Source organism: Streptosporangium sp. G12 (assembly GCF_052983175.1).
In genome coordinates this window covers 185,092-204,515 of record NZ_JBRIQO010000007.1, presented here as the reverse complement: position 1 = coordinate 204,515, position 19,424 = coordinate 185,092, and the positions used below count along the sequence as shown (strand labels likewise).

18 protein-coding genes are annotated in these 19,424 nt (G+C 70.5%); 8 read left to right on the top strand and 10 right to left on the bottom strand.

The window, feature by feature from the left end; all coding sequences use genetic code 11:
• Positions 1-19 precede the first annotated feature (19 nt).
• On the bottom strand, positions 20-1,786 hold the full coding sequence (locus tag ACVCAG_RS13260; RefSeq protein ID WP_440083865.1) for an SDR family oxidoreductase: 1,767 nt from the start codon (positions 1,784-1,786) through the stop codon (positions 20-22).
• Positions 1,787-1,838: 52 nt separating this feature from the next.
• Positions 1,839-2,942 (bottom strand): CapA family protein, encoded by a 1,104-nt coding sequence (locus ACVCAG_RS13255; protein ID WP_440083864.1) that lies wholly within the window; start codon positions 2,940-2,942, stop codon positions 1,839-1,841.
• A 227-nt stretch (positions 2,943-3,169) separates the two neighbouring features.
• Between ACVCAG_RS13255 and ACVCAG_RS13250 the strand changes: the two genes are divergently transcribed.
• Positions 3,170-4,624, top strand: coding sequence for a catalase (locus tag ACVCAG_RS13250; protein ID WP_440083863.1), 1,455 nt, complete (start codon positions 3,170-3,172; stop codon positions 4,622-4,624).
• Between the two features lie 143 nt (positions 4,625-4,767).
• Here ACVCAG_RS13250 and ACVCAG_RS13245 read toward each other — a convergent pair whose 3' ends face one another.
• From ACVCAG_RS13245 to ACVCAG_RS13235, 3 genes are all read right to left on the bottom strand, one after another.
• Positions 4,768-4,950 (bottom strand): DUF397 domain-containing protein, encoded by a 183-nt coding sequence (locus ACVCAG_RS13245; RefSeq protein ID WP_440083989.1) that lies wholly within the window; start codon positions 4,948-4,950, stop codon positions 4,768-4,770.
• 271 nt (positions 4,951-5,221) lie between these two features.
• Positions 5,222-5,431, bottom strand: a complete 210-nt coding sequence (locus tag ACVCAG_RS13240; protein WP_440083988.1) for a DUF397 domain-containing protein — start codon at positions 5,429-5,431, stop codon at positions 5,222-5,224.
• Positions 5,432-5,495: 64 nt separating this feature from the next.
• Positions 5,496-6,356, bottom strand: a complete 861-nt coding sequence (locus tag ACVCAG_RS13235; RefSeq protein ID WP_440083862.1) for a Scr1 family TA system antitoxin-like transcriptional regulator — start codon at positions 6,354-6,356, stop codon at positions 5,496-5,498.
• A gap of 469 nt (positions 6,357-6,825) precedes the next feature.
• Here ACVCAG_RS13235 and ACVCAG_RS13230 point away from each other — a divergent pair, with 469 nt between their 5' ends.
• The 5 genes from ACVCAG_RS13230 (at position 6,826) to ACVCAG_RS13210 (ending at position 11,765) form a co-directional block, all read left to right on the top strand.
• Complete coding sequence (locus ACVCAG_RS13230) at positions 6,826-7,086, top strand: hypothetical protein (protein WP_440083861.1); 261 nt, start codon at positions 6,826-6,828, stop codon at positions 7,084-7,086.
• On the top strand, positions 7,070-7,798 hold the full coding sequence (locus ACVCAG_RS13225; protein ID WP_440083860.1) for a hypothetical protein: 729 nt from the start codon (positions 7,070-7,072) through the stop codon (positions 7,796-7,798). Before ACVCAG_RS13230 ends, ACVCAG_RS13225 begins: the two co-directional genes overlap by 17 nt.
• A gap of 174 nt (positions 7,799-7,972) precedes the next feature.
• The gene (locus ACVCAG_RS13220; protein WP_440083859.1) at positions 7,973-10,153 is read left to right on the top strand and encodes a molybdopterin-dependent oxidoreductase; all 2,181 of its coding nucleotides are present in this window, start codon (positions 7,973-7,975) and stop codon (positions 10,151-10,153) included.
• A gap of 101 nt (positions 10,154-10,254) precedes the next feature.
• Positions 10,255-10,809: an HD domain-containing protein gene (locus ACVCAG_RS13215; protein WP_440083987.1), complete on the top strand. Its 555-nt coding sequence runs from the start codon at positions 10,255-10,257 to the stop codon at positions 10,807-10,809.
• Between the two features lie 41 nt (positions 10,810-10,850).
• On the top strand, positions 10,851-11,765 hold the full coding sequence (locus ACVCAG_RS13210; protein WP_440083858.1) for a Rieske 2Fe-2S domain-containing protein: 915 nt from the start codon (positions 10,851-10,853) through the stop codon (positions 11,763-11,765).
• Positions 11,766-11,958: 193 nt separating this feature from the next.
• Here the strand turns inward: ACVCAG_RS13210 and ACVCAG_RS13205 are convergent, their stop codons facing one another.
• From ACVCAG_RS13205 to ACVCAG_RS13190, 4 genes are all read right to left on the bottom strand, one after another.
• Positions 11,959-12,186: a hypothetical protein gene (locus ACVCAG_RS13205; protein ID WP_440083857.1), complete on the bottom strand. Its 228-nt coding sequence runs from the start codon at positions 12,184-12,186 to the stop codon at positions 11,959-11,961.
• A gap of 30 nt (positions 12,187-12,216) precedes the next feature.
• A complete protein-coding gene (locus ACVCAG_RS13200) occupies positions 12,217-12,972 on the bottom strand; it encodes a TSUP family transporter (protein WP_440083856.1) in 756 nt (251 codons plus the stop codon).
• An 80-nt stretch (positions 12,973-13,052) separates the two neighbouring features.
• Positions 13,053-14,126 carry an SPFH domain-containing protein gene (locus ACVCAG_RS13195; protein WP_440083855.1) on the bottom strand — a complete coding sequence of 358 codons (1,074 nt, stop codon included), beginning with the start codon at positions 14,124-14,126 and terminating at the stop codon, positions 13,053-13,055.
• Positions 14,127-14,257: 131 nt separating this feature from the next.
• Complete coding sequence (locus ACVCAG_RS13190; protein WP_440067878.1) at positions 14,258-15,052, bottom strand: ATP-binding cassette domain-containing protein; 795 nt, start codon at positions 15,050-15,052, stop codon at positions 14,258-14,260.
• A gap of 66 nt (positions 15,053-15,118) precedes the next feature.
• On the opposite strand from ACVCAG_RS13190, the gene ACVCAG_RS13185 reads away from it, so the two are divergent.
• A complete protein-coding gene (locus ACVCAG_RS13185) occupies positions 15,119-15,838 on the top strand; it encodes a hypothetical protein (protein WP_440083854.1) in 720 nt (239 codons plus the stop codon).
• Positions 15,839-15,862: 24 nt separating this feature from the next.
• On the opposite strand, the gene ACVCAG_RS13180 is transcribed toward ACVCAG_RS13185, so the two are convergent.
• The gene (locus ACVCAG_RS13180; RefSeq protein ID WP_440083853.1) at positions 15,863-18,574 is read right to left on the bottom strand and encodes a protein kinase domain-containing protein; all 2,712 of its coding nucleotides are present in this window, start codon (positions 18,572-18,574) and stop codon (positions 15,863-15,865) included.
• Positions 18,575-18,683: 109 nt separating this feature from the next.
• Between ACVCAG_RS13180 and ACVCAG_RS13175 the strand changes: the two genes are divergently transcribed.
• Positions 18,684-19,397 carry a hypothetical protein gene (locus tag ACVCAG_RS13175; protein WP_440083852.1) on the top strand — a complete coding sequence of 238 codons (714 nt, stop codon included), beginning with the start codon at positions 18,684-18,686 and terminating at the stop codon, positions 19,395-19,397.
• Positions 19,398-19,424 lie beyond the last annotated feature (27 nt).

The window sequence follows — 19,424 nt, the reverse complement described above, 5'->3', positions numbered from 1 at the left end:
CCCCTCTGACAGACCGGGGTCAGTGCTTATTCGTCAATCGCGAGATTTCTCCGCCCGCGGTGAGCCGGACGAGCCCGGCCAGGCGGCGGGTGAGCGCCGGGGAGATCCGCGAGAGCGCGTAGCCGATCCTGCCTTCCGCGTTCACCGTGACGACGGGCAGATCGCGGTGGACGGCGCGCAGGATGTGCGCGGCCACCCGCTCGGGCGGGTACCCGCGCGCGGCCAGCGCCCTCCCCGCCGGTTCGCCGGCGACCTCGGCGAGATCGCCGACGTAGGTGGCGTTCCGCGCGATCGCGGTGGAGACGAACCCGGGGCAGATCGTGGAGACCCCGATCCCCTGCCCGGCGAGCTCGGCGCGCAGGCAGTCGCCGAGCATCTTCACGGCCGCCTTCGACGTCGAGTACGCGGGCAGCAGCCTGCTGGGGAGGAAGGCGGCGAGCGAGGCCACGTTCACGATGTGACCGCCCTGTCCGCGCTCGGCCATCTGGGCGGCGAACAGGCGGCAGCCGTGGATGACACCCCACAGGTTCACGTCCAGGGTCCGCCGCCAGTCGTCGACCGAGTGGTCCAGGAACGGGCCCGCCACCGCGATCCCCGCGTTGTTGACCACGATGTCGGGCACGCCGTAGCGGTCCCTGACCAGCCGGGCGAACTCCTCCATCCCCGCGGTGTCCGCGACGTCCACCCGGTGGGCGTGCGCCGTGCCCCCGCTCCCGGCGGTGCCCTCGGCGGCGCGGCGCGCGGCGGCGAGGTCGATGCTCTCGGCGGTGCGGCGCGCGGCGGCGAGGTCGATGTCCGCGCAGATCACCTCGGCGCCGTGCGCGGCGAAGGCGCGGGCGGTGGCCCGCCCGATCCCGCCGCCCGCGCCGGTGACCACCACCAGCCGGCCGTCGTAGGGCCCGCGCTCGCCGGGACGGTCCCTGCGCAGTTCCCTGGAGGGCGGCGCCCCCTCGACGTGCTCGGCGAACTCGGCGATCATGCGGGCGAGCACGCCGGGACGGCTGCGCTGCACCCAGTGGCCGGTGGGGACGCGGCGGTGCCACAGCCTGGGCGTCCAGCGGTGCGCCGAGGCGAGCAGCGCGGAGGAGACGAAAGGATCCCGCGTGGCCTCGACGAGCTGGACGGGTATCCGCGGCGCGGGCGCGGCGGGTGACGCGCCGCGGCCGGTCAGCATGTTGGCCCGGTAGAGGCCGAGACCGTTCAGGCCGTCCCTGACGAGCGTCTCCGCCGGGTGCCCCGGGCGTCCCGGCGCCCGCACCGACCGGTTCACCACGCGCGGCAGCACGGCGCGCAGCACGAGCTCGGGGACGACCGGGACCTGGAAGGCTCCGATGTACCAGGACCGCAGGAGCTGCCCGGCGACCTCGCGCGGCCTGCCGTGCCGCACGAAGCGCGCGGCCTGGTCCAGGTGCGGGCCGCCGACGGAGGTGAAGGAGAGGATCCGCCGCTCGATGTCCGGCCTGCCGATCAGCTGCCAGCCCTGGATGGACCCCCAGTCGTGCCCCACGAGGTGCACCCCCGGCTTGCCCACCGCGTCGAGGACCGCGGTCAGGTCGGCGGCCAGGTGGTCGTAGCCGTAGCCCTCGGTGGTGCGCGGGGCGCCGGAGAGCCCGGCGCCGCGGACGTCGTAGCGGACCACGTGGAAGCGGTCCTCCAGCAGCGTGGCCACCTCGTCCCAGACCCGGTGGGTGTCGGGGTAGCCGTGCACGAGCAGGATGGTCGGGGCCGCGGGGTCCCCCTGCTCGAACAATGCCAGCCGGACGTCACCGGACTCCACCCACCGCATCGCGGCCTCCTGTCGCACGAGGTGTCCGGAACGTTTCCCGTGACCCTGCGAGCTAGCCGGACTGGCCGGGCCTGGCGGCCAGACCGGTGCAGCCGCGCAGCGCCTTCCAGCCCGCGACGGCCTGCTGCCGCCCGGTCCCGGTGAGCGGGACCGGCACTCCGCCCTGGATGGTGGCCGGGGTCCACTGGTCCTTGAGCACCTTGCGGCCGTTGATCGTCAGGGTGAGCACGCCGGTCCTGCCGGTGTCCGGACCCCAGTTGTAGAAGACGAAGTTGCCCAGGCCGTAGCTGACGTAGCTGTTCTTCAGGTATCCGGCGCCGAGCAGGATGTGCGCGTGACCGCCGACGACGACGTCCGCCCCGGCCGCGACCAGCTTGGGCGCCAGGCCGCGCTGCGCCTCGTTGGGGCATTTCTGCAGCTCGGTGCCCCAGTGCAGGTGGACGATCACGGTGTCGGAGTTCTTGCGCGCTTTGCGCACCTCCTGGATCAGCCGCGCCTCGTCCTTGGCCGAGGCGAGACCGCCCTGGTCTCCGGAGGCCGTCCACGCCTGGACGAACTCCGCGTCCAGCACCTGGGTCGCGCCGATGATGGCGACGCGGTTGCCGTTCACGGTCGTCCGCCACGGCTTGTACGCCTCGGCCTCGTTCCTGCCCACGCCCACGACGGGGAACCTGGACCGTTTGATGGCGGCGAGGGAGTCCTTCAGCCCGCTCTGCATGTAGTCCATGCCGTGGTTGTTCGCCAGCGAGGCGACGTCCACCCCGGACGCCTTCAGCGCGGTGAGCGCCGCCGCCGGGGCGCGGAAGGTGTACTGCTTGCCGGGGGCGGGGGTGCCGCCGGTGGTGATCGCGGTCTCGAGGTTCACCATCGCCAGGTCGGAGCGCTTGAGCACCTTGGCGATCGGGCCGAGCGCGGTCTTCGGATCGGCGTTCAGCCGGGTCCGCAACACGCCCTCGAAGTGCACGTCCCCGCCGAAGGAGATGGTGTACGGCCTGCGCTCGGGCGTGGGGGCCTCGGCCGGTTCGGTGGGCTTCTCCACGACGTCGGGGGACGATTCGGGGGCGGCCGACTCGGCTGCGGAGCAGGCCGCGAGGAGCACGGCGGAGGCGGTGATCGCGGCGGCCAGGGCGAGGCGTCGAGCTGTGTACGTGTCCATCGGTATCCGAGGATGCCATCTCATCCACCGCCTGTGTCACAACTCGCCCTACGAGATTCGTTTCCCCAAAACTAGACTGAGTCGTTAATTTGAATCATTCAGGTTTAGGCCGTACGGTGTGGTCATGGAGGACGGGGACCGGCTCAGGCAGGCGGGCCTGCGGGTGACCGCCGCCCGGCTGCCGTTCCAAGACACTCGATGAAGAGAACCCCCGGAGGACCCTCTCTATGAGCACCAGGCCCATCGCCACCACCGACGCGGGAATCCCCGCGCCGAGCGACGAGCACTCGCAGTCGGTGGGCCCGAACGGGCCCCTGCTGCTGCAGGACCACTACCTGATCCAGAAGATGGCCCACTTCAACCGGGAGCGCGTCCCGGAGCGGGTGGTCCACGCCAAGGGCGGCGGCGCGCACGGCGTCCTCCAGATCACCGAGGACGTCAGCCAGTTCACCAAGGCGGGCCTGTTCGCCAAGGGCAGGGAGACCCCGCTCTTCATCCGCTTCTCCTCGGTCGCCGGTGAGCTCGGCAGCCCCGACACCCAGCGTGACCCGCGCGGCTTCGCGCTGAAGTTCTACACCGAAGAGGGCAACTACGACCTCGTCGGCAACAACACGCCGATCTTCTTCATCCGCGACCCGCAGAAGTTCTCCGACTTCATCCACAGTCAGAAGCGCCGCGCCGACACCAACCTGCGCGACCACAACATGCAGTGGGACTTCTGGACGCTCTCGCCGGAGAGCGCCCACCAGGTGACGTTCCTGATGACCGACCGCGGCACGCCCGCGTCCTGGCGCCACATGCACGGCTTCGGCTCGCACACCTTCCTGTGGTACAACGCCGCCGGCGAGAAGTTCTGGGTCAAGTACCACTTCAAGACCGACCAGGGCGTCAGGAACTTCACCGACGCCGAGGCCGGAGCGGTCATCGCGCAGGACGCCGACTTCCACATCCGCGACCTGCACACCGCGATCGCGAACGGCGACCACCCGTCCTGGACGGTGAACGTCCAGGTCATGCCGTTCGAGGCCGCCGCCGACTACCGGTTCAACCCGTTCGACCTGACCAAGGTGTGGCCGCACTCCGACTACCCCGAGATCACGATCGGCAGGTTCGTCCTGAACCGCAACCCGGCGAACTACTTCGCCGAGGTCGAGCAGTCGAGCTTCGAGCCGTCCAACCTGGTGCCGGGCATCGGCCCGTCCCCGGACAAGATGCTCCAGGGCCGCCTGTTCTCCTACCCGGACGCCCACCGCTACCGCATCGGCGTCAACTACCAGCAGCTGCCGATCAACGCGCCGAAGGCTCCCGTCCACAGCTACAACAAGGACGGCCAGATGCGCTTCGGCAACACGGGCGACCCCGTCTACGCCCCCAACAGCGTCGGCGGCCCCGCGGCCGACCCGGCGCGGTACGAGGGCGAGCACTACCAGGTGACCGGTGAGATCATCCGCTCCGCCTACACCCTGCACCGCGAGGACGACGACTTCGTCCAGCCCCGCGCCCTGTGGGAGAACGTCCTGTCCGACACCGACCGCTCCCACCTGGTGAGCAACGTCGTCGGCCACGCCTCCGCCCCGGAGGTCACCGCCGAGATGAAGAGGCGCGTCGCCGAGTACTGGACGAACGTGCACAAGGACCTCGGCCAGAGCGTCGCCCGGGGCCTCGGCGTCACCGCCGAGTAGTCACGGCCTCTCCTTGTACGGTTCGCGTCTCCCGGAGACGCGGGCCGTACGGCTGTCCTACGGCCTTCCGCACCTGTCCCCGGAAACACGAAAGGGGGCTGTCCCGCCGTTGGGCAAGCCCCCGGTCCTGGAAGAACGGTCACTCAGAGATCGAAGTCTCCGCCCTTCACCGCCGCGACGAACGCGATCCACCCGGGCCCGCCGAAGACCAGCACCGGTCCGCCCCTGTCCTTGCTGTCCCTGACCGCGAACCCCCGGCCGGGCAGGTGAGCCACCTCGACACAGTTACCGTTGAGCCCGCTCCGCCGACTTTTCTTCCAGATCACTCCAGACACGTCAATATCAGACACAACTCACCCCTTCTCCCATGAGGGACCATAAGGCACCTTAAGGATGAAGGCGTGACGAAGAAGTTGCAAGGCATTAAGCGCGTCTAGATAGGACACCGTATCCTGCAAGGTCTCCCGGTGTGCGATGATTCTCCCCTGCTCGACCGGCGGGCCGTCAATCCATCCGGCGGGCAGAAGCGATGAAAAACGCGATAACCACAGCGGGGCGGCTCTTGTTCTCTTGGGTGAGTGCCAGGGCCGCTTCCTGCTACATGTCGAACTCTCCGTCCTTCACCCCCCCGACGAAAGAGTTCCAGGCGCCGGGAGCGAAAGTGAGAATGGGACCGGACAGGTCCTTGCTGTCACGGACCCCCACACGCCCCCCGGCCAGCCTGGCCACTTCGACACAGTTGCCACTGGCGGCGCTCAGGGCGCTCTTCTTCCAGATCACATCATTGTGATTATTCGCGTTTATCATTTTTCCCGAAAACTTTCCAAAAATTCCCGGAAACGACGGAATGGCGGTGGGTGACAACCTGCCGCTACCTGTTCCAGTACTTGATTGTTTTTTTGATCAGCTCCTGTGACGCCACCTCGTCAAGGGCACGTTCCAGCAGGTGTCCGAAGGCACGCTCATACGCGTAGACCGTTTCCGCGTCCTCGACGAACTGCCCACCGGGGAGAGATTCCTCGTAGACGACATCGGGAAAGTCGGAAAACGCCAAATGCAGAAACGCGCCGGTGGACACCGGTGGCGGAACGTCCTGGGGAAGGATCCTCATCTCCACGTGCTCCAGCTCCGAGACCTTGATCAGATGCACGAGCTGGTCCCGCATGACGCGGGCGTCGCCGTACTGGTTCTTCAGCACGGATTCGTGGAACACGCTCACATGGACCAGCGGGTCGGGCACGTGCAGCAGCGTGCGCTGACGCGTCATCCGTATCTCGACCCGGTCCTGAATCCAACTCGGCGGAAGCCCGCTGGCGATCTGACTCGCACGGTGAACGCCCCGGACGTAATCCTCCGTCTGGAGAAGGCCGGGCACGATCTGGGGTTCCCAGTTTCGTGCCATGGTGGCCTCCGCCTCCGTCCCGATCAGTGTGATGTATTCCTCGGGAACGGAATTGCGATATCTCTCCCACCACCCTTTCTGGGCGGCGTCGCGCTGCAGCGCGACCAGGATCCCCCTGAGAGGCTCGTCGACCCCGTAAAGCCTGACGAGTGCCTCGACGTCGGCCTCCTTGGCCAACGTCCTGGCGGTCTCGATGCGGCTCACCTTGGCCGTCGACCACTCCAGGCGGCTGGACACCTCGTCGCCGGTCATGTCCAGGCTTTCGCGAAGCCTGCGTAACTCCAGACCCAGCCGACGCCGGCGGAGCGCTGGACTGCCACGCTGCGGCATCACGACCTCCTCACCATGACGGGCGGGCGGGTGTCACGGCCTCACAGGAACCTCGACGAATGATAGTGCAAATTACACTGATGGTTGCAGTGCATCTGTGGAAGTTTATTACTTTTTTCCTTACGGCAAGTCTTGCAGCCAAATCTATGCTGAGCGACTATCAGAACAGGAAGGTTCTCGAAAGATCGGGGGAGCCACCGGTGATCATCCGGAAGGCGTCTTCGAGGGCCTTCGTGAGTCGCGCGACGTGGGACGGGCGCGCGATTCTGCGGCAACGGCGCCGTCTCTGACGAAACGGAGTTGACGCGGGGAGGTCGGCAGGGGGGGCACGGAAATCAACGGCCGGCGACGGCCCAAAGTCGCACGCACCAAAGAGGGTGCCCTGATCGGGCACAAAAAACACCGGGCCGGCGGCCACCGACCCGGTTGGCACAAGAACTCCGCGTCAAAGCCACGAAGGGAGTCTCCTATGTCCTTCCACCGTACCAACAGAACCCACGGAATCAAGACCTTCATCCTTGATGTGATCTATGTGACCGACCGAGAGCTCTACATGGATCAGGATGAATGGGCCTACCGGCTCGGCTGGACCGTGACCAGGACCGGTTTCGGGACCAGGCACTACCGCGAGCCCCGGTTCGACCTTCTCAAGGCCGAGCGGACCGCCGCTCCCGCACTCGCCCTGGCGCCCGTCCGCGACGAGGGGGTGGGCGGTGACGTCGCGGCGTGACCCCCGCCACGACCGCTACGGCGGCTACGGCGGCTACGGCGGCAGGTCTCCCGGCCGGGCGGGTCTCCTCGTCCGGCTGTGGCGCTGGCGGACGGAGATCATCCTGTTCACCGCCGCCGTGTCCCTCCTGGTCACCGTGATCCTCTCGCTCTGGGAGGGCGACTGGTGGCCGTTTCTCGTTCTGGCGGGCACCGCCGGTGTCCTCCTCGCCTCCGGCTTCTGGAGGAGCTGGGTGACGGCACACGCGTGGTGCCTGGTCTCCCGGCACCGCATCCGGCGGGCGTGCGCGGAGACCGGGATACACACCCGGTCGGGCCGGCTGCCACTGGTCCTGTGGATCACCCCCTCCGCCGCGGGGGAGAAGGCGCTCGTCCTCGCCAGGGCCGGAACCTGCGCCGAGGACTTCGACGCCTTCTCCGCCGAGATCGCGGCGGCATGCTACGCCCGCGACGCCGTGGTCTGCCGGCACGGCAGGTGGGCGAACCTGCTGACCGTCGAGATCGTCCGCGGGGACGGGGCCGCCGGTCCCCCGGTGGGTCTCGACCGGTTCTACGGGCGGGCGAACTGGGTGAGCCTGCGGGCCGGCCGGTCCGCGCGGGAGGAGCCCGACCCTAGCCCGGCGGGGAAGCCCGCCACCCCGCTCCCCCCGCCCGGCGAGCTGCCCGGTGAGCTGCCCGGCGGGTTTCCCGACCGGCGACGACAGGCCGCGTGAATCCAGAGGATCGCACAACGGGAAGCCCCGGAGTCTCAGGCACTCCGGGGCTTCCCCCATGGTCCGGAATCGACGTTCCAGGGCTTCCCCGCGGCCCGGAGTTCGCGCTCCGGGGCTTCCCCGCGGCCCGGACGGCGGCCATGATGAGTCCACTCGCCGAACTCAGGAGTGCCGATGAGAACAGCGCACCGGACCTGCCCCCTCTGCGAGGCCGTCTGCGGTCTCCGGCTCACCCTCGACGACGCCGGGCACGTCACCTCGGTCAAGGGCGACCGGGACGACCCCTTCTCCAAGGGGTTCATCTGCCCCAAGGGCGCGACCCTGGGCCACCTCGACGAGGACCCGGACCGGCTGGGCGTCCCGATGATCCGGACGGGCGACGAGTGGCGCGAGGCGTCCTGGGAAGAGGCGTTCCGCACGGTCGCGAAGGGTCTCGCGGGCGTGATCGACGCTCACGGCCGCCAGTCGCTCGCCGTCTACCTCGGCAACCCGAACGCCCACTCCATGGCCGGCGCCCTGTACGGCGCGCCGCTGATCCGCGCCCTCGGCACCCGCAACGTCTTCTCCGCGAGCACCGCCGACCAGATGCCCAAGCACGTCTCCTGCGGCCTGATGCTCGGTGACCCGCTGGCCATCGCGGTGCCCGACCTGGATCGCACCGACTACCTGCTGATGCTCGGCGCCAATCCGCTGGAGTCCAACGGCTCGCTCTGCACCGCCCCCGACTTCCCCGGCCGCCTCAAGGCGCTGCGCGGGCGCGGCGGCAGGCTCGTGGTCGTCGACCCGCGCCGCACCCGCACCGCCGCCCTCGCCGACGAGCACCTGTTCGTACGCCCCGGCACGGACGCCTACCTGCTGTTCGGCATCGTCCACACCCTTCTCACCGAGAACCTCACCTCGATCGGCGCCGACATCGGCGGCGTCGGGGTCAACGGGTTGGACGAGGTCAGGCGGCTGGCGGAGGACTTCGCCCCCGAGGTGGTCGCCCCGATGTGCGGGGTGCCCGCCGGGGAGATCGCACGGCTGGCGCGCGAGCTGGCCGCGGCCCCGACGGCCGCCGTCTACGCCCGCATCGGCACCTGCACCGCGGAGTTCGGCACCGTCGCGCAGTGGCTGGTCGACGTCGTCAACGTCCTGACCGGCAACTTCGACCGTCCCGGCGGGGTCATGTTCGCCAAACCCGCCGTGGAGAACGGCCGCCGGAGAAAGCCGTACGCCACGGGACGCTGGCACAGCCGCGTCCGGGGGCTGCCGGAGGCGAACGGCGAGATCCCGGTGGCCACCCTCGCCGACGAGATCGAGACGCCGGGTGAGGGACAGGTCAGGGGACTGGTCACGGTGGCCGGCAACCCGGTGCTGTCGGCGCCGGGCGGGCCCCGGCTGGACCGGGCCTTCCGCGACCTGGAGTTCATGGTCTGCGTGGACCCGTACCTGAACGAGACGACCCGGCACGCGAACGTCATCCTGCCGCCGCCGCGCGTGATGCAGTCGCCGCACTACGACCTGTCGCTGCTGGCCTTCGCGGTCCGCAACTACGCGAGATTCTCCCCGCCCGTCCTGCCGCTGGAGCCGGGACGCCCCTCGGAGGCCGAGATCATGGCGCGGCTGGCGATGATCGCCTCGGGACAGGGCGCGGACGCCGATCCGGCCGCGCTCGACGAGCTGATCCTCGACCAGATGCTCCGCAGGGCCGTCGAGACGCCCGGCTCCCCGGTGGAGGGCGCGGACCCGGCCGAGCTGCGCGCCTCCCTGGACGGCGGCAGCGGAGCCGAGCGGCGGCTGGACGCCATGCTCAGGCTCGGCCCGTACGGGCTCTCCCTGGCCACCCTGCTGGCGAACCCGCACGGCATCGACCTGGGCCCGCTGGAGCCTCGGCTGGCGGAGATCGTCCGTACGGCCTCGGGGCGGGTGGAGCTGGCCCCGCCGCAACTGGTCGAGGACGCCGTGCGGCTGCGCGGGCGGCTCGCCGTCCCGCCCGCGGAGATCGTGCTGATCGGGCGGCGCCACCTGCGTTCCAACAACAGCTGGCTGCACAACGTGGAACCGCTGGTCGGCGGGACCAACCGGTGCACCCTGCAGATCAATCCGGACGACGTGAGCAGGCTCGGGCTGGGTGAGCACGCCGTGGTGCGCTCGGCCGCGGGCGAGCTGGTCGTGCCGCTGGAGCCGACCGACACGATCATGCCGGGGGTGGTGAGCCTGCCTCACGGGTGGGGGCACACGGGCACCTCGCAACCGGTGGCCGCCAAGCACGCGGGGGTGAACGCGAACACGCTGACGGACGATTCCGTCGTGGACGCGCCCTCGGGAAACGCCGTGTTCAACGGGGTTCCCGTCACCCTCGGCCGGGCGTGATCCCATGATCGCTCGGAAAAGCGGGATCGACGCGCATTAGGCTTGCGCGCGTGACCACCCCTCCAGCACCGGACCGTCTGCACGCTCAGCTCACCTTCGCCATGGAGATCGACAAGCTCAGACGCATCGTCCGCCGCAACACCCTCATGGACGGGTCGCGGCGGGAGAACGACGCCGAGCACTCCTGGTACGTGGGCATGCTGGCGATGGTCTTGGCCGAGCACGCACCACCGGGCACCGATCTCGACAGGGTCGTCGCGATGCTGCTCGTCCACGACATCGTCGAGATCGACGCGGGAGACACGTTCATCTACGACGCCTCGGCCGTCGAGGCCCAGCCGGCCATCGAGCGCAAGGCCGCCGACCGGATCTTCGGACTGCTCCCCTGCGACCAGGCCGAGCGGTTGCGCGAGCTCTGGGACGAGTTCGAGGAACGCAGGACGCCGGAGGCCAGGTTCGCCAAGGCCCTCGACCGGATCGCGCCCATAATGGCGAACCACCACAACGAGGGCGGCACCTGGTCGCTGTACAAGGTGACGGCCGAGCAGGTGCTGGAAAAGGTGAAGATCATTGAGGAGGGGTCGGCGACACTGGGCGCCTACGCCACCGAAATCATCGCCCTCTCCGTCAGCCGAGGACATTTGGCGCGTGCATAACGCCGTTCTCGGGTAGGTCCCTATGGGTTGAGAAGGGGGCGATGGTGAAGGAAACCGTCAAAACAGGGCGCCGGACCTTCAGACGTCTGGTGCCCGGGGTCGAGCTCACCGATCGTATCGAGCGCTCACCCAGGGCCGACAGGCCGATCCGCATACTCGCGAAGGCCGTACGTCAGCGGATCGGTCCCGGGCCGCTACGCGACCTGCTGCACGGGGTGCCGATCGGCAAACCACTCCATCCGCCGCTCGCCAACCTCAGCCTGGGGCTCTGGGCGGCGACGGCGGTGCTGGACGTGACCCGCTACGACCCGCGGGCGTCGCGGGTGCTGGTCGCCGGAGGGCTCGCCACCGCGATGCCCGCGGTGGCGGCGGGTGTCACCGACTGGTCCGCGCTCCACCGCGAGCAGCAGCGGGTGGGGTTCGTGCACGCGATCGCCAACCTGACCGCCCTCGGGCTCTACGCCGGTTCGCTGGTGTTCCGGCTGGCCGGGCGTGACCGGACCGGGCGGATCCTGTCGTTCGCCGGGCTGGGCGCCGCGAGCGTGGGCGGCTACCTCGGCGGCCACCTGGCCTACCGGCAGGCGGCCGGGGCCAACCACGCCGAGTCCGTCGCCCATCTGGTCCCGCTGGGCTGGCACGACCTGTGCGAGATCGGCGACCTGCCCGACGGGCGCCCGGTGACGCGGCGTCTCGGCTACATCGACCTGTTCGTGCTGCGCGTCGGCGCCGGTGTCACGGTGCTCGCCGACCAGTGCGCCCATCTGGCGGGCCCGCTCCACCAGGGACGCCTGATCTCGGAGGAGGGGACCGCCTGCGTGGTCTGCCCGTGGCACGGGAGCACCTTCAGGCTCTCCGACGGGGCCGTCGTGCACGGCCCGGCCACCGCTCCCCAGCCGTCCTTCGAGACCCGGGTCCGCCGCGACGGCGTGCTCCAGGTCCGTCCCGCGCAGATGTGACCGGATCCCGCGGGGGATCTCCGGTGCGGGGTGAGCCGCGTCCGTCCGGACCCGGGCGGGGCACGGCCTCTACGCCCCCGCACCCAGGCGTGACGGGTGTCCCGTCCGGGCGCGACGCAGACCCTGCGCCCCGCCCAGGCGTGACGGGTGTCCCACCCGGGCGTGACGAGAACCGGCCCGCCGCCGGCCCGGCCTATGTCGGCTTGCCGTCGGCGGGGTGTTCGACCAGGGCGAGAATACGGCTGGACATGAAGCGGGCGGTGCGCACGGCCGTTCCGCTCCGGGTGACCTCGCTCACCTCGACGACGCCGCCTCGGGCGTTGGCCACCTCAACCCGGCGCCCCGCTCTGGTGGCGCTGACCTCGTAGGTACGGGAACTGTCTCCTGCGTCGATGACAACCTCGACTTTGTCACCTTTCATACCTATATAGGTACCCGGTAAGGGGCAGGTTCACCCGTACACCAGTTTGACTATCGCCACTACTCCGATGCAGACGATGAACCAGCGCAGCACCGGGGCGGGCAGCCTCCTGCCGACCTTCGCACCGAGGAAACCACCGATCGCGGCGCCCAGCGCCACCATCAGGGCCGCCAGCCAGTCGACCTCCGCGATCACGACGAACAGCAGCGCGGCGGCCGCGTTGACCAGCAGCGCGAGCACGTTCTTGGCCGCGTTGACCCGCTGCAGGCCGTCGTCGAGGAAAGTGCCCATCAGCCCGATGAGCAGCACGCCCTGGGCCGCGCCGAAGTAACCGCCGTAGACGCCGCTCGCGAGGATGCCGCCCCAGAGCCAGGGGCCCCCGTGCGGGCGGGCATGCTCCCGCCGGGCGCTCAGCCATCTGTTGAGCCTCGGCTGGATCACCACCAGCACGCACGCCACGCCGATCAGGATGGGCACGACGATGTCGAACGTCTTCGCGGGGAGGTAGAGGAGGAGCACCCCGCCGGCCACCGCGCCGGTCACCGCGGGGATCGCCAGCCTGACCAGCCGCCGGCGCTGCCCCCTCAGCTCCACCCGGTAGCCGAGGGCGCCGGTCAGCGACCCGGGGACCAGGCCGATGGTGTTGGAGACGTTGGCGACGACCGGCGGCATGCCCAGCGCGACCATCGTCGGGAACGTGATCAGAGACCCGGAACCGACGACGGCGTTGATGCCCCCGGCCCCGATGCCGGCCACGAAGATCGCGACCGCCTCCCACGGTGTCATGCACTTCCCCTCACTGGTAAGGCTCGCGCCCATGTACAGGTGCACGGCACTCACCGGATGGTAAGAGGAGATCGACGACATCAGGTGGCAGGGGTGTCCTCGACAGGCGTGTCCCTCACCGGAAATCCCTCCCTGACCGGGGATTTCTTCGTCTCCGGAAACCTGTCCACGTTGTGGGACCCGCCCTTCACCGGATACCTGTCCCTGTCCGAGAGCTCCTCCTTGACCGGAGACCTCTGCGTGTCCGGGGACTCGTCCTCCGCCGGGAGAAGGTCCGCCAGGCTTTCGAGGACCCGCCTCAGGTCCGGCGAGACGGTCCACGGCTCGCCGGCGTCCCCCTTGGCGATCTCGCGGAGTGCCCGCAGGTACGCGTGGACGAGAGGCTCCGAGCCGGGACCGCCCCCGTGGACGGCGCGTAGGAGCATGCCGATCGCGTCGGCCTCCCCCCGGGCCCGCGTCGCCCTCGCCTCGGCGTCGGCCCGCGCTTTGAGCACCGTGGCCTCCGCCTCGCCGCGCGCCCTCAGTACGGCGGCCTGCCGCTGGCCCTCGGCGGCGAGGACGGCCGCCTGTTTCTGCCCCTCGGCCGCGAGCACCGCGGCCCGCCTGTCGCGGTCGGCGCGGGCCTGCCTCTCCATGGACTCCTGGACGGAGACGGGCGGGTCGATCGCCGTGAGCTCGACCCGAACGACACGGAGGCCCCACGCGCCCGTGACGGCGTCGAGCGCCTCGCGCAGCTCGGCTCCGATCTCCTCGCGGGAGGCCAGCGCGCGGTCCACGCTCATCCCGCCGACCACGTCGCGCAGGGTGGTCACGGTGAGCTGCTCGACGGCGGTCAGGAAGTTGGCGATCTCGTAGGTCGCCGCGCGGGCGTCCACCACCTGGAAGGAGACGGCCGTGTCGACGGAGACGACGAGGTTGTCTGAGGTGACGACCGCCTGCGGCGGGAAGGCGACGACCTGCTCGCGAAGGTCGACCGTGTCCTTGATCCGGTCGATGAACGGCACCACGAGGTTCAGCCCGGGAGCGAGCGTCCTGTGGTAGCGCCCGAACCGCTCCACGACGCCCGCCGTGGCCTGCGGCACGACGCGAACCGTCCGATAGGCGGCGAACGCCGCCACGGCCACGACGACGAGTGCGGCGACAAGCGATTCCATGAGCCATCCCGGGCGGTCGAGTGACGTGGAACTCTTGACCCGGCAGGATATTTGCTTTTCCCTTCACCGGCCTTTGAACGGCCGAAACAGTCTTGGAACTGTCTCGGGACCGTCTCGAAACCGGTGCGCCCTCAGAGCTGGTGCGCCCGCGCGTACCAGCGGCCGTCGCGCCCCCGATCCAGGGTGAGCGGGACGCTGAAGGTGCGCGACAGGTTCTCCGCGGTCATCACCTGGTCGATCGGCCCCTGGGCCACCACGGAACCGTGCCGCAGCAGCAGCGCGTGGGTGAACCCGCTGGGCACCTCCTCCACGTGGTGGGTGACCAGCACCATGGTCGGCGCGGTCGGGTCGTGCGCGAACGTCGCCAGGCGGCGGACCAGGTCCTCGCGCCCGCCCAGATCCAGGCCCGCGGCGGGCTCGTCCAGCAGCAGCAGCTCCGGGTTCGGCATGAGCGCGCGGGCGATCTGGACCCGCTTGCGCTCCCCCTCGGACAGCGTGTTGAACCGGCGCCGGATCAGGTGGGCGCAGCCGAGCTGGTCGATCAGCTCGACGGCGCGCGTGACGTCGTGGGAGTCGTACTCCTCCGTCCAGCGGCCGAGGATGGCGTACGAGGCCGTGAGCACCAGGTCGATGACCTTCTCCTCCGGCGGCACCTTCTCCGCCAGCGCGGCGCTCGCGAGCCCGATGCGGGGCCGAAGTTCGAAGACGTCACTCTGGCCGAGCCGCTCACCCAGGATCTCGACGATGCCCTCGGTGGGGAACAGCATCGCCCCGACCACCTGTAGCAACGTCGTCTTTCCCGCGCCGTTGGGACCGATGACGACCCACCGCTCGTCCTCGTGAACGGTCCAGTCGATCTCCCGCAGCAGGGCCGCCCCATCCCTGCGGACGGTGACGTCCTGTAGCCGAAGCACCTGACCGCCCATCCCCTATGCCTCCTTGTGAATCGCTGGAACAAAACCTATTGCAGGACAAGCGCATATCGTGGATCGGTGCACCCTGATTCACCGATCTCGGCCACCCTGGTCTGCTGGGGCAATGCCTGGCTCGCCGGACAGGTCGGCCTCGACGAGGCCGCCGACCGCGTGGAGCGGCAGGCAGGCCCCCAACTCGTCGCCGGTGAGACCGGCGACCTCCCCCTTCGCGGGTTCCTCGCCGACCTGCGGATCGAGGGCATGAAGTCGCTGCGACTGGCCCTCCCCATCGCGGGCGACCCACTCGGGCTCACCGGACCGCCCCCCTTCAATTCCGCGGCCATCGAGGCCGGGCAGGCGGCGACAGCCGTGCTTCCCGGCAGATGCCTCGGCCTGGTCCCGGTAAACGACCGCCGCGGGTCATCGTACGCCGGGGTTCGCTGGACCGTGCTGGAGGCCCGTACCGCGGCCCCCGACCTGCCCTCCCTCGCCGAGGCCGAGCACGAGCTGACCCGCGCCATGCGCGTGGCCACCGACGCCCTGCTCGGCGTGGAGGGCCCGGCCCAGGGCCACCGGCGGCTGGAGATGGTGGACGACGGCCTGGCTCCCGGCTACCCCGCCAGAGCGCACCGGGTCGCCGCCCTGGCCGCCCGCCTCGCCGCGGTGCTCCGGGTCGCCGACGACCGCGGGCTCACCTCGGGCCAGATCGCCGTACGCGGTGAGGCCCTGCGCGAGCTCGACCGCGCGGTGCGCCGGGCCCGGGTGGTCGCCCACCACGCCATCACCGAGCTGGTCTGACGGCATTGACGGTTCGGGGGCGGGTCATCGGGCGGAGGTCAGCCTCCAGAGCTTGACGGCACGGTCCTTGCCCGCCGAGACGACCAGAGTACGGTCGCCGACGGGCATGACGCCCACCGAGTAGACCCCGCCCTTGTGGGCCTTGACCGGCTTGCCGAGGGGCTTGCCCTCGGCCGGGTCCCAGAGCCGGACGGTCCCGTCCGTACTGCCCGACACCAGCACGGTGTGGCCGTCGACCTTGCCGAACGCCAGGGAGTAGACGTTGCCGCCGTGGCCCCCGAGCGGCTTGCCGACGGTCTTGGACGACGTGGGGTCCCAGATCCTGATCTTCTTGTCCTTGCCGCCCGAGGCGATCACGGTGCGGTCGCCCAGCTTGCCGAAGGCCACCGAGAAGACCTGCCCGCCGTGCCCCTTGTAGACCTTGCCGTACCGCTTCCTGGTGACGAGGTCCCAGATGCCCAGCGTCTCGTCGGCGCTGGCGGACACGACGACGGACCGTTTGCCGATCTTGCCGAAGGCGAGCCAGTTGACGTCGTCGCGGTGCGCGGAGATGGTCTTGAGCAGCCTGCGGCTCTTCAGGTTCCAGAAGTAGAGCGTGCCGTCGCCGTCCCCGGTGACGGCCAGCGGCGAACCGTTCACGGTGCCGGCCGCGACGGCGAAGACCGCGATGGGGTGGTGGCCCAGGGCTGTGCTCTTGCGGGACTTCAGGCTCCACAGGCGGACGGAGTGGTCGTAGCCGCCGGTCACCGCGTACGGCCTGCCGCCGAAGGTGACGGTGGCGACCGCGTAGACCTCGCCCCGGTGGCCGCGGAGCCGGTGGAGCCGCTTGTGCTTGGCCGGGTCCCAGAGCCCGAGCGAACCGTCCTGGCTGCCCGAGACCACCGTGGGCCTCTTCCCGATCTTGACGCCGGCGAGGGACTGGACGGCCTTGGTGTGCCCCTTGAGCGTCTTGCCGTCCTGGCCGTCGAAGGTCACCACCGTGGTCCGCGGGGTGGGCGGCCGGGACGGCCCGGAGGTGGGGGCGGTCGTGAGGCTCGCCGTGGGCGCGGGGGTCAGGACGTCCGTGACGGCGGTGGGAGCCTGCGTGGCCCGCGCGGGGGGAGCCTGGGAGGCGGTCGCCGGGGACGGCGTGGAGGGAACCGGGGGTGGCTTCCGCGTACCGTCACCGGCCAGGGCGCCTCGTGTGGCCGGCGGGGCGTCGGGGGTCGCGGCATCGCCCCGCAGGTTCGGTACCGCGACCAGCGCGGCGGCGGCCAGGGTCAGGGCCCCCGAGAGCACCGCGGTCACCAGGACGGCGCGCCTGCGCCGCGCGCCGCGCTCGCCGGGTGCCACGGGGGTCGCGTCGGCGAAGAGGTCCGGACGCTGCGGTGGCGGCGGGGGGTAGACCCCCTCGGGCGGTGCGGGAGAGGGAGCGGGCCGCCGGCCCACGGGCGTCAGGTTGCCGGGGTAGCGCGCGGGCCCGGCGGGGGAGGCGAAGGGGTTGACCATGGGCGGGGGGCCGCCCGGCGCACCCGGACGCCTCCGGGAGGCACCGGGGGCCGGGGGCCCGCCGTGCGGAGCGCCACCGGGACGGTCGCCGGGAGGGCCCGCCCGGCCGCCCGGGGTACGGCCGGGGGCGGCACCGGGCCTCCCGCTCCTCGGGTCCTCCCCCGACGGCCGCACCCACAGTGTCTCGGGGGCGGGTGGCCGCTCCTCGGCGGACGACCGCTCGTCGGCGGGCGGACGTTCCTCGGCGGATGACCGCCCATCCGCGGGTGTCCGCCCATCCGCGATCGGCCGCTCCCCGGCGGACGACCGCTCATTCGCGACCGGCCGCTCGCCGGCGGACGGCGGGGACACGGGCGGTACGGCGAAGGCCTCGTCGGACTGGGTCTCCAGGAGCGCGAACAGCACCTCCGAGGCGCTGGGCCTCTCCGCGGCGTGCTTGCTGAGGCAGGAGGCGACGATCGGCCGCAGGGTGTCGGGGAGCGCGGACAGGTCCGGGCTCTCGTTCATCACCCTGTAGATGACCGCGGGCACGCTGTCCTGGCCGAACGCGGGCCGCCCGGTCGCGGCGAAGGTCATCGTCAGCGCCCAGCTGAACATGTCGGACGAGGGCTCGACGCGTTGCCCCGAGACCTGTTCCGGCGACATGTAGGCGGGGGTGCCGACCACGCCGCTCGTCACGGTCATCGCCGAGTCCAGGGCCCTGGCGATACCGAAGTCGATCACGCGGGGTCCGTCGGGGCCGAGCAGCACGTTGCTGGGCTTGAAGTCGCGGTGCACGATGCCCGCCCGGTGGATGGCGGCCAGCGCGGTCACGGTGCCGACCGCGAGCCGGTGGAGCACGTTGCCGCGCCGGGGTCCCCCGGACTGCACGACCCGCTGCAGGGACACGCCCTCGACCAGCTCGCTCACGATGTAGGGGCGGTCGCCGTCCACGTGGGCGCCCAGCACCTGGGCCGTGCAGAACGGCGCCACCCGGCGGGCGGCGGAGACCTCGCGGAGGAAGCGGTCGCCGTCCATGCCGGTGTCGCTCAACCGGGGGTGGAGCAGCTTGATCGCGACCATCGCCCCGTCGGGTCCCCGGCCCGCGTAGACCACGCCCTGCGCCCCCTCGCCGAGGCGGCCGAGCAGCCGGTAGTCGCCCAGTGACTCGGGGTCCTCCCTGCGCAGCGGGTTCGTGTCCGGCACGTGAGCCTCCCCGTCGTCCAGCCATGAGTCGCTGGCGTCCCCCGAGTAACCAAAGATACGCAAACAACTAATGTTCAGGTAGATCATTCACTATTCCGGCGCATCCCGCTTACGCCATAATTCATGAAACAAATGGTGACTGCGCTCACCCCGAGCTCGTGCGGAGACGCCCATGCGCCGAAGCTTCGGCACGCTTCTAGGTCTCAGCCTCATCGCTCCGCTCGCGATCGTCCCCGCCGCCTCGGCCGCCACCGTGAACGCGCCGTCCCTGGCTCCCTCAGCGGTCCTGCCCGCGGCCCCCGCGGGCGTTCTGGCCCCGTCCGGGGTGCGGCAGGACCGGCCCTGGTCGGCGTTCAAGGTCTCGGTGAAGGCACCGAAACGGGTCAGGAACGGCCGCGAGTTCATGTACGAGGTCAAGGTCACCAACCGGGGGCCGAGCAAGGCCGACTACTTCTACGTCGGCGGGACCGTCCTGCCGAAAGGCATCAACGACACCGTTTACTACAAGGGCCCCAAGGGCACGGACTGCGATTTCTACGACGACGGCTTCTGGTGCGTGACGCCGTGGATTCTCGAGAAGGGCGAGTCAGAGACGGTACGCATCTGGGTCAAGCCGAAGAAGCGGACCAAGGGCACCGCGGTCGCCAGGCTCGGCGCCGACACCTGGAACGTCCCGACCGGAGGCGAGGACCTCAACCGCTCGGAATGGAAGCGGCTGGCCTTCCCCCACTGGTACTACCTCAAGACGGTCAAAACCAAGATCGTCCACCCCACGCCGCCCAAACCCAAGGGCGGAGGGGGAGGTTACAACCCGCCACCTCCACCACCTCCGCCGCCCCCGCCCCCGCCGCCGCCGGACCGGCGCGAGGAGAAGAAGGACACCTGACGCCGCAGAGGTCTCTCGCCCGTACCG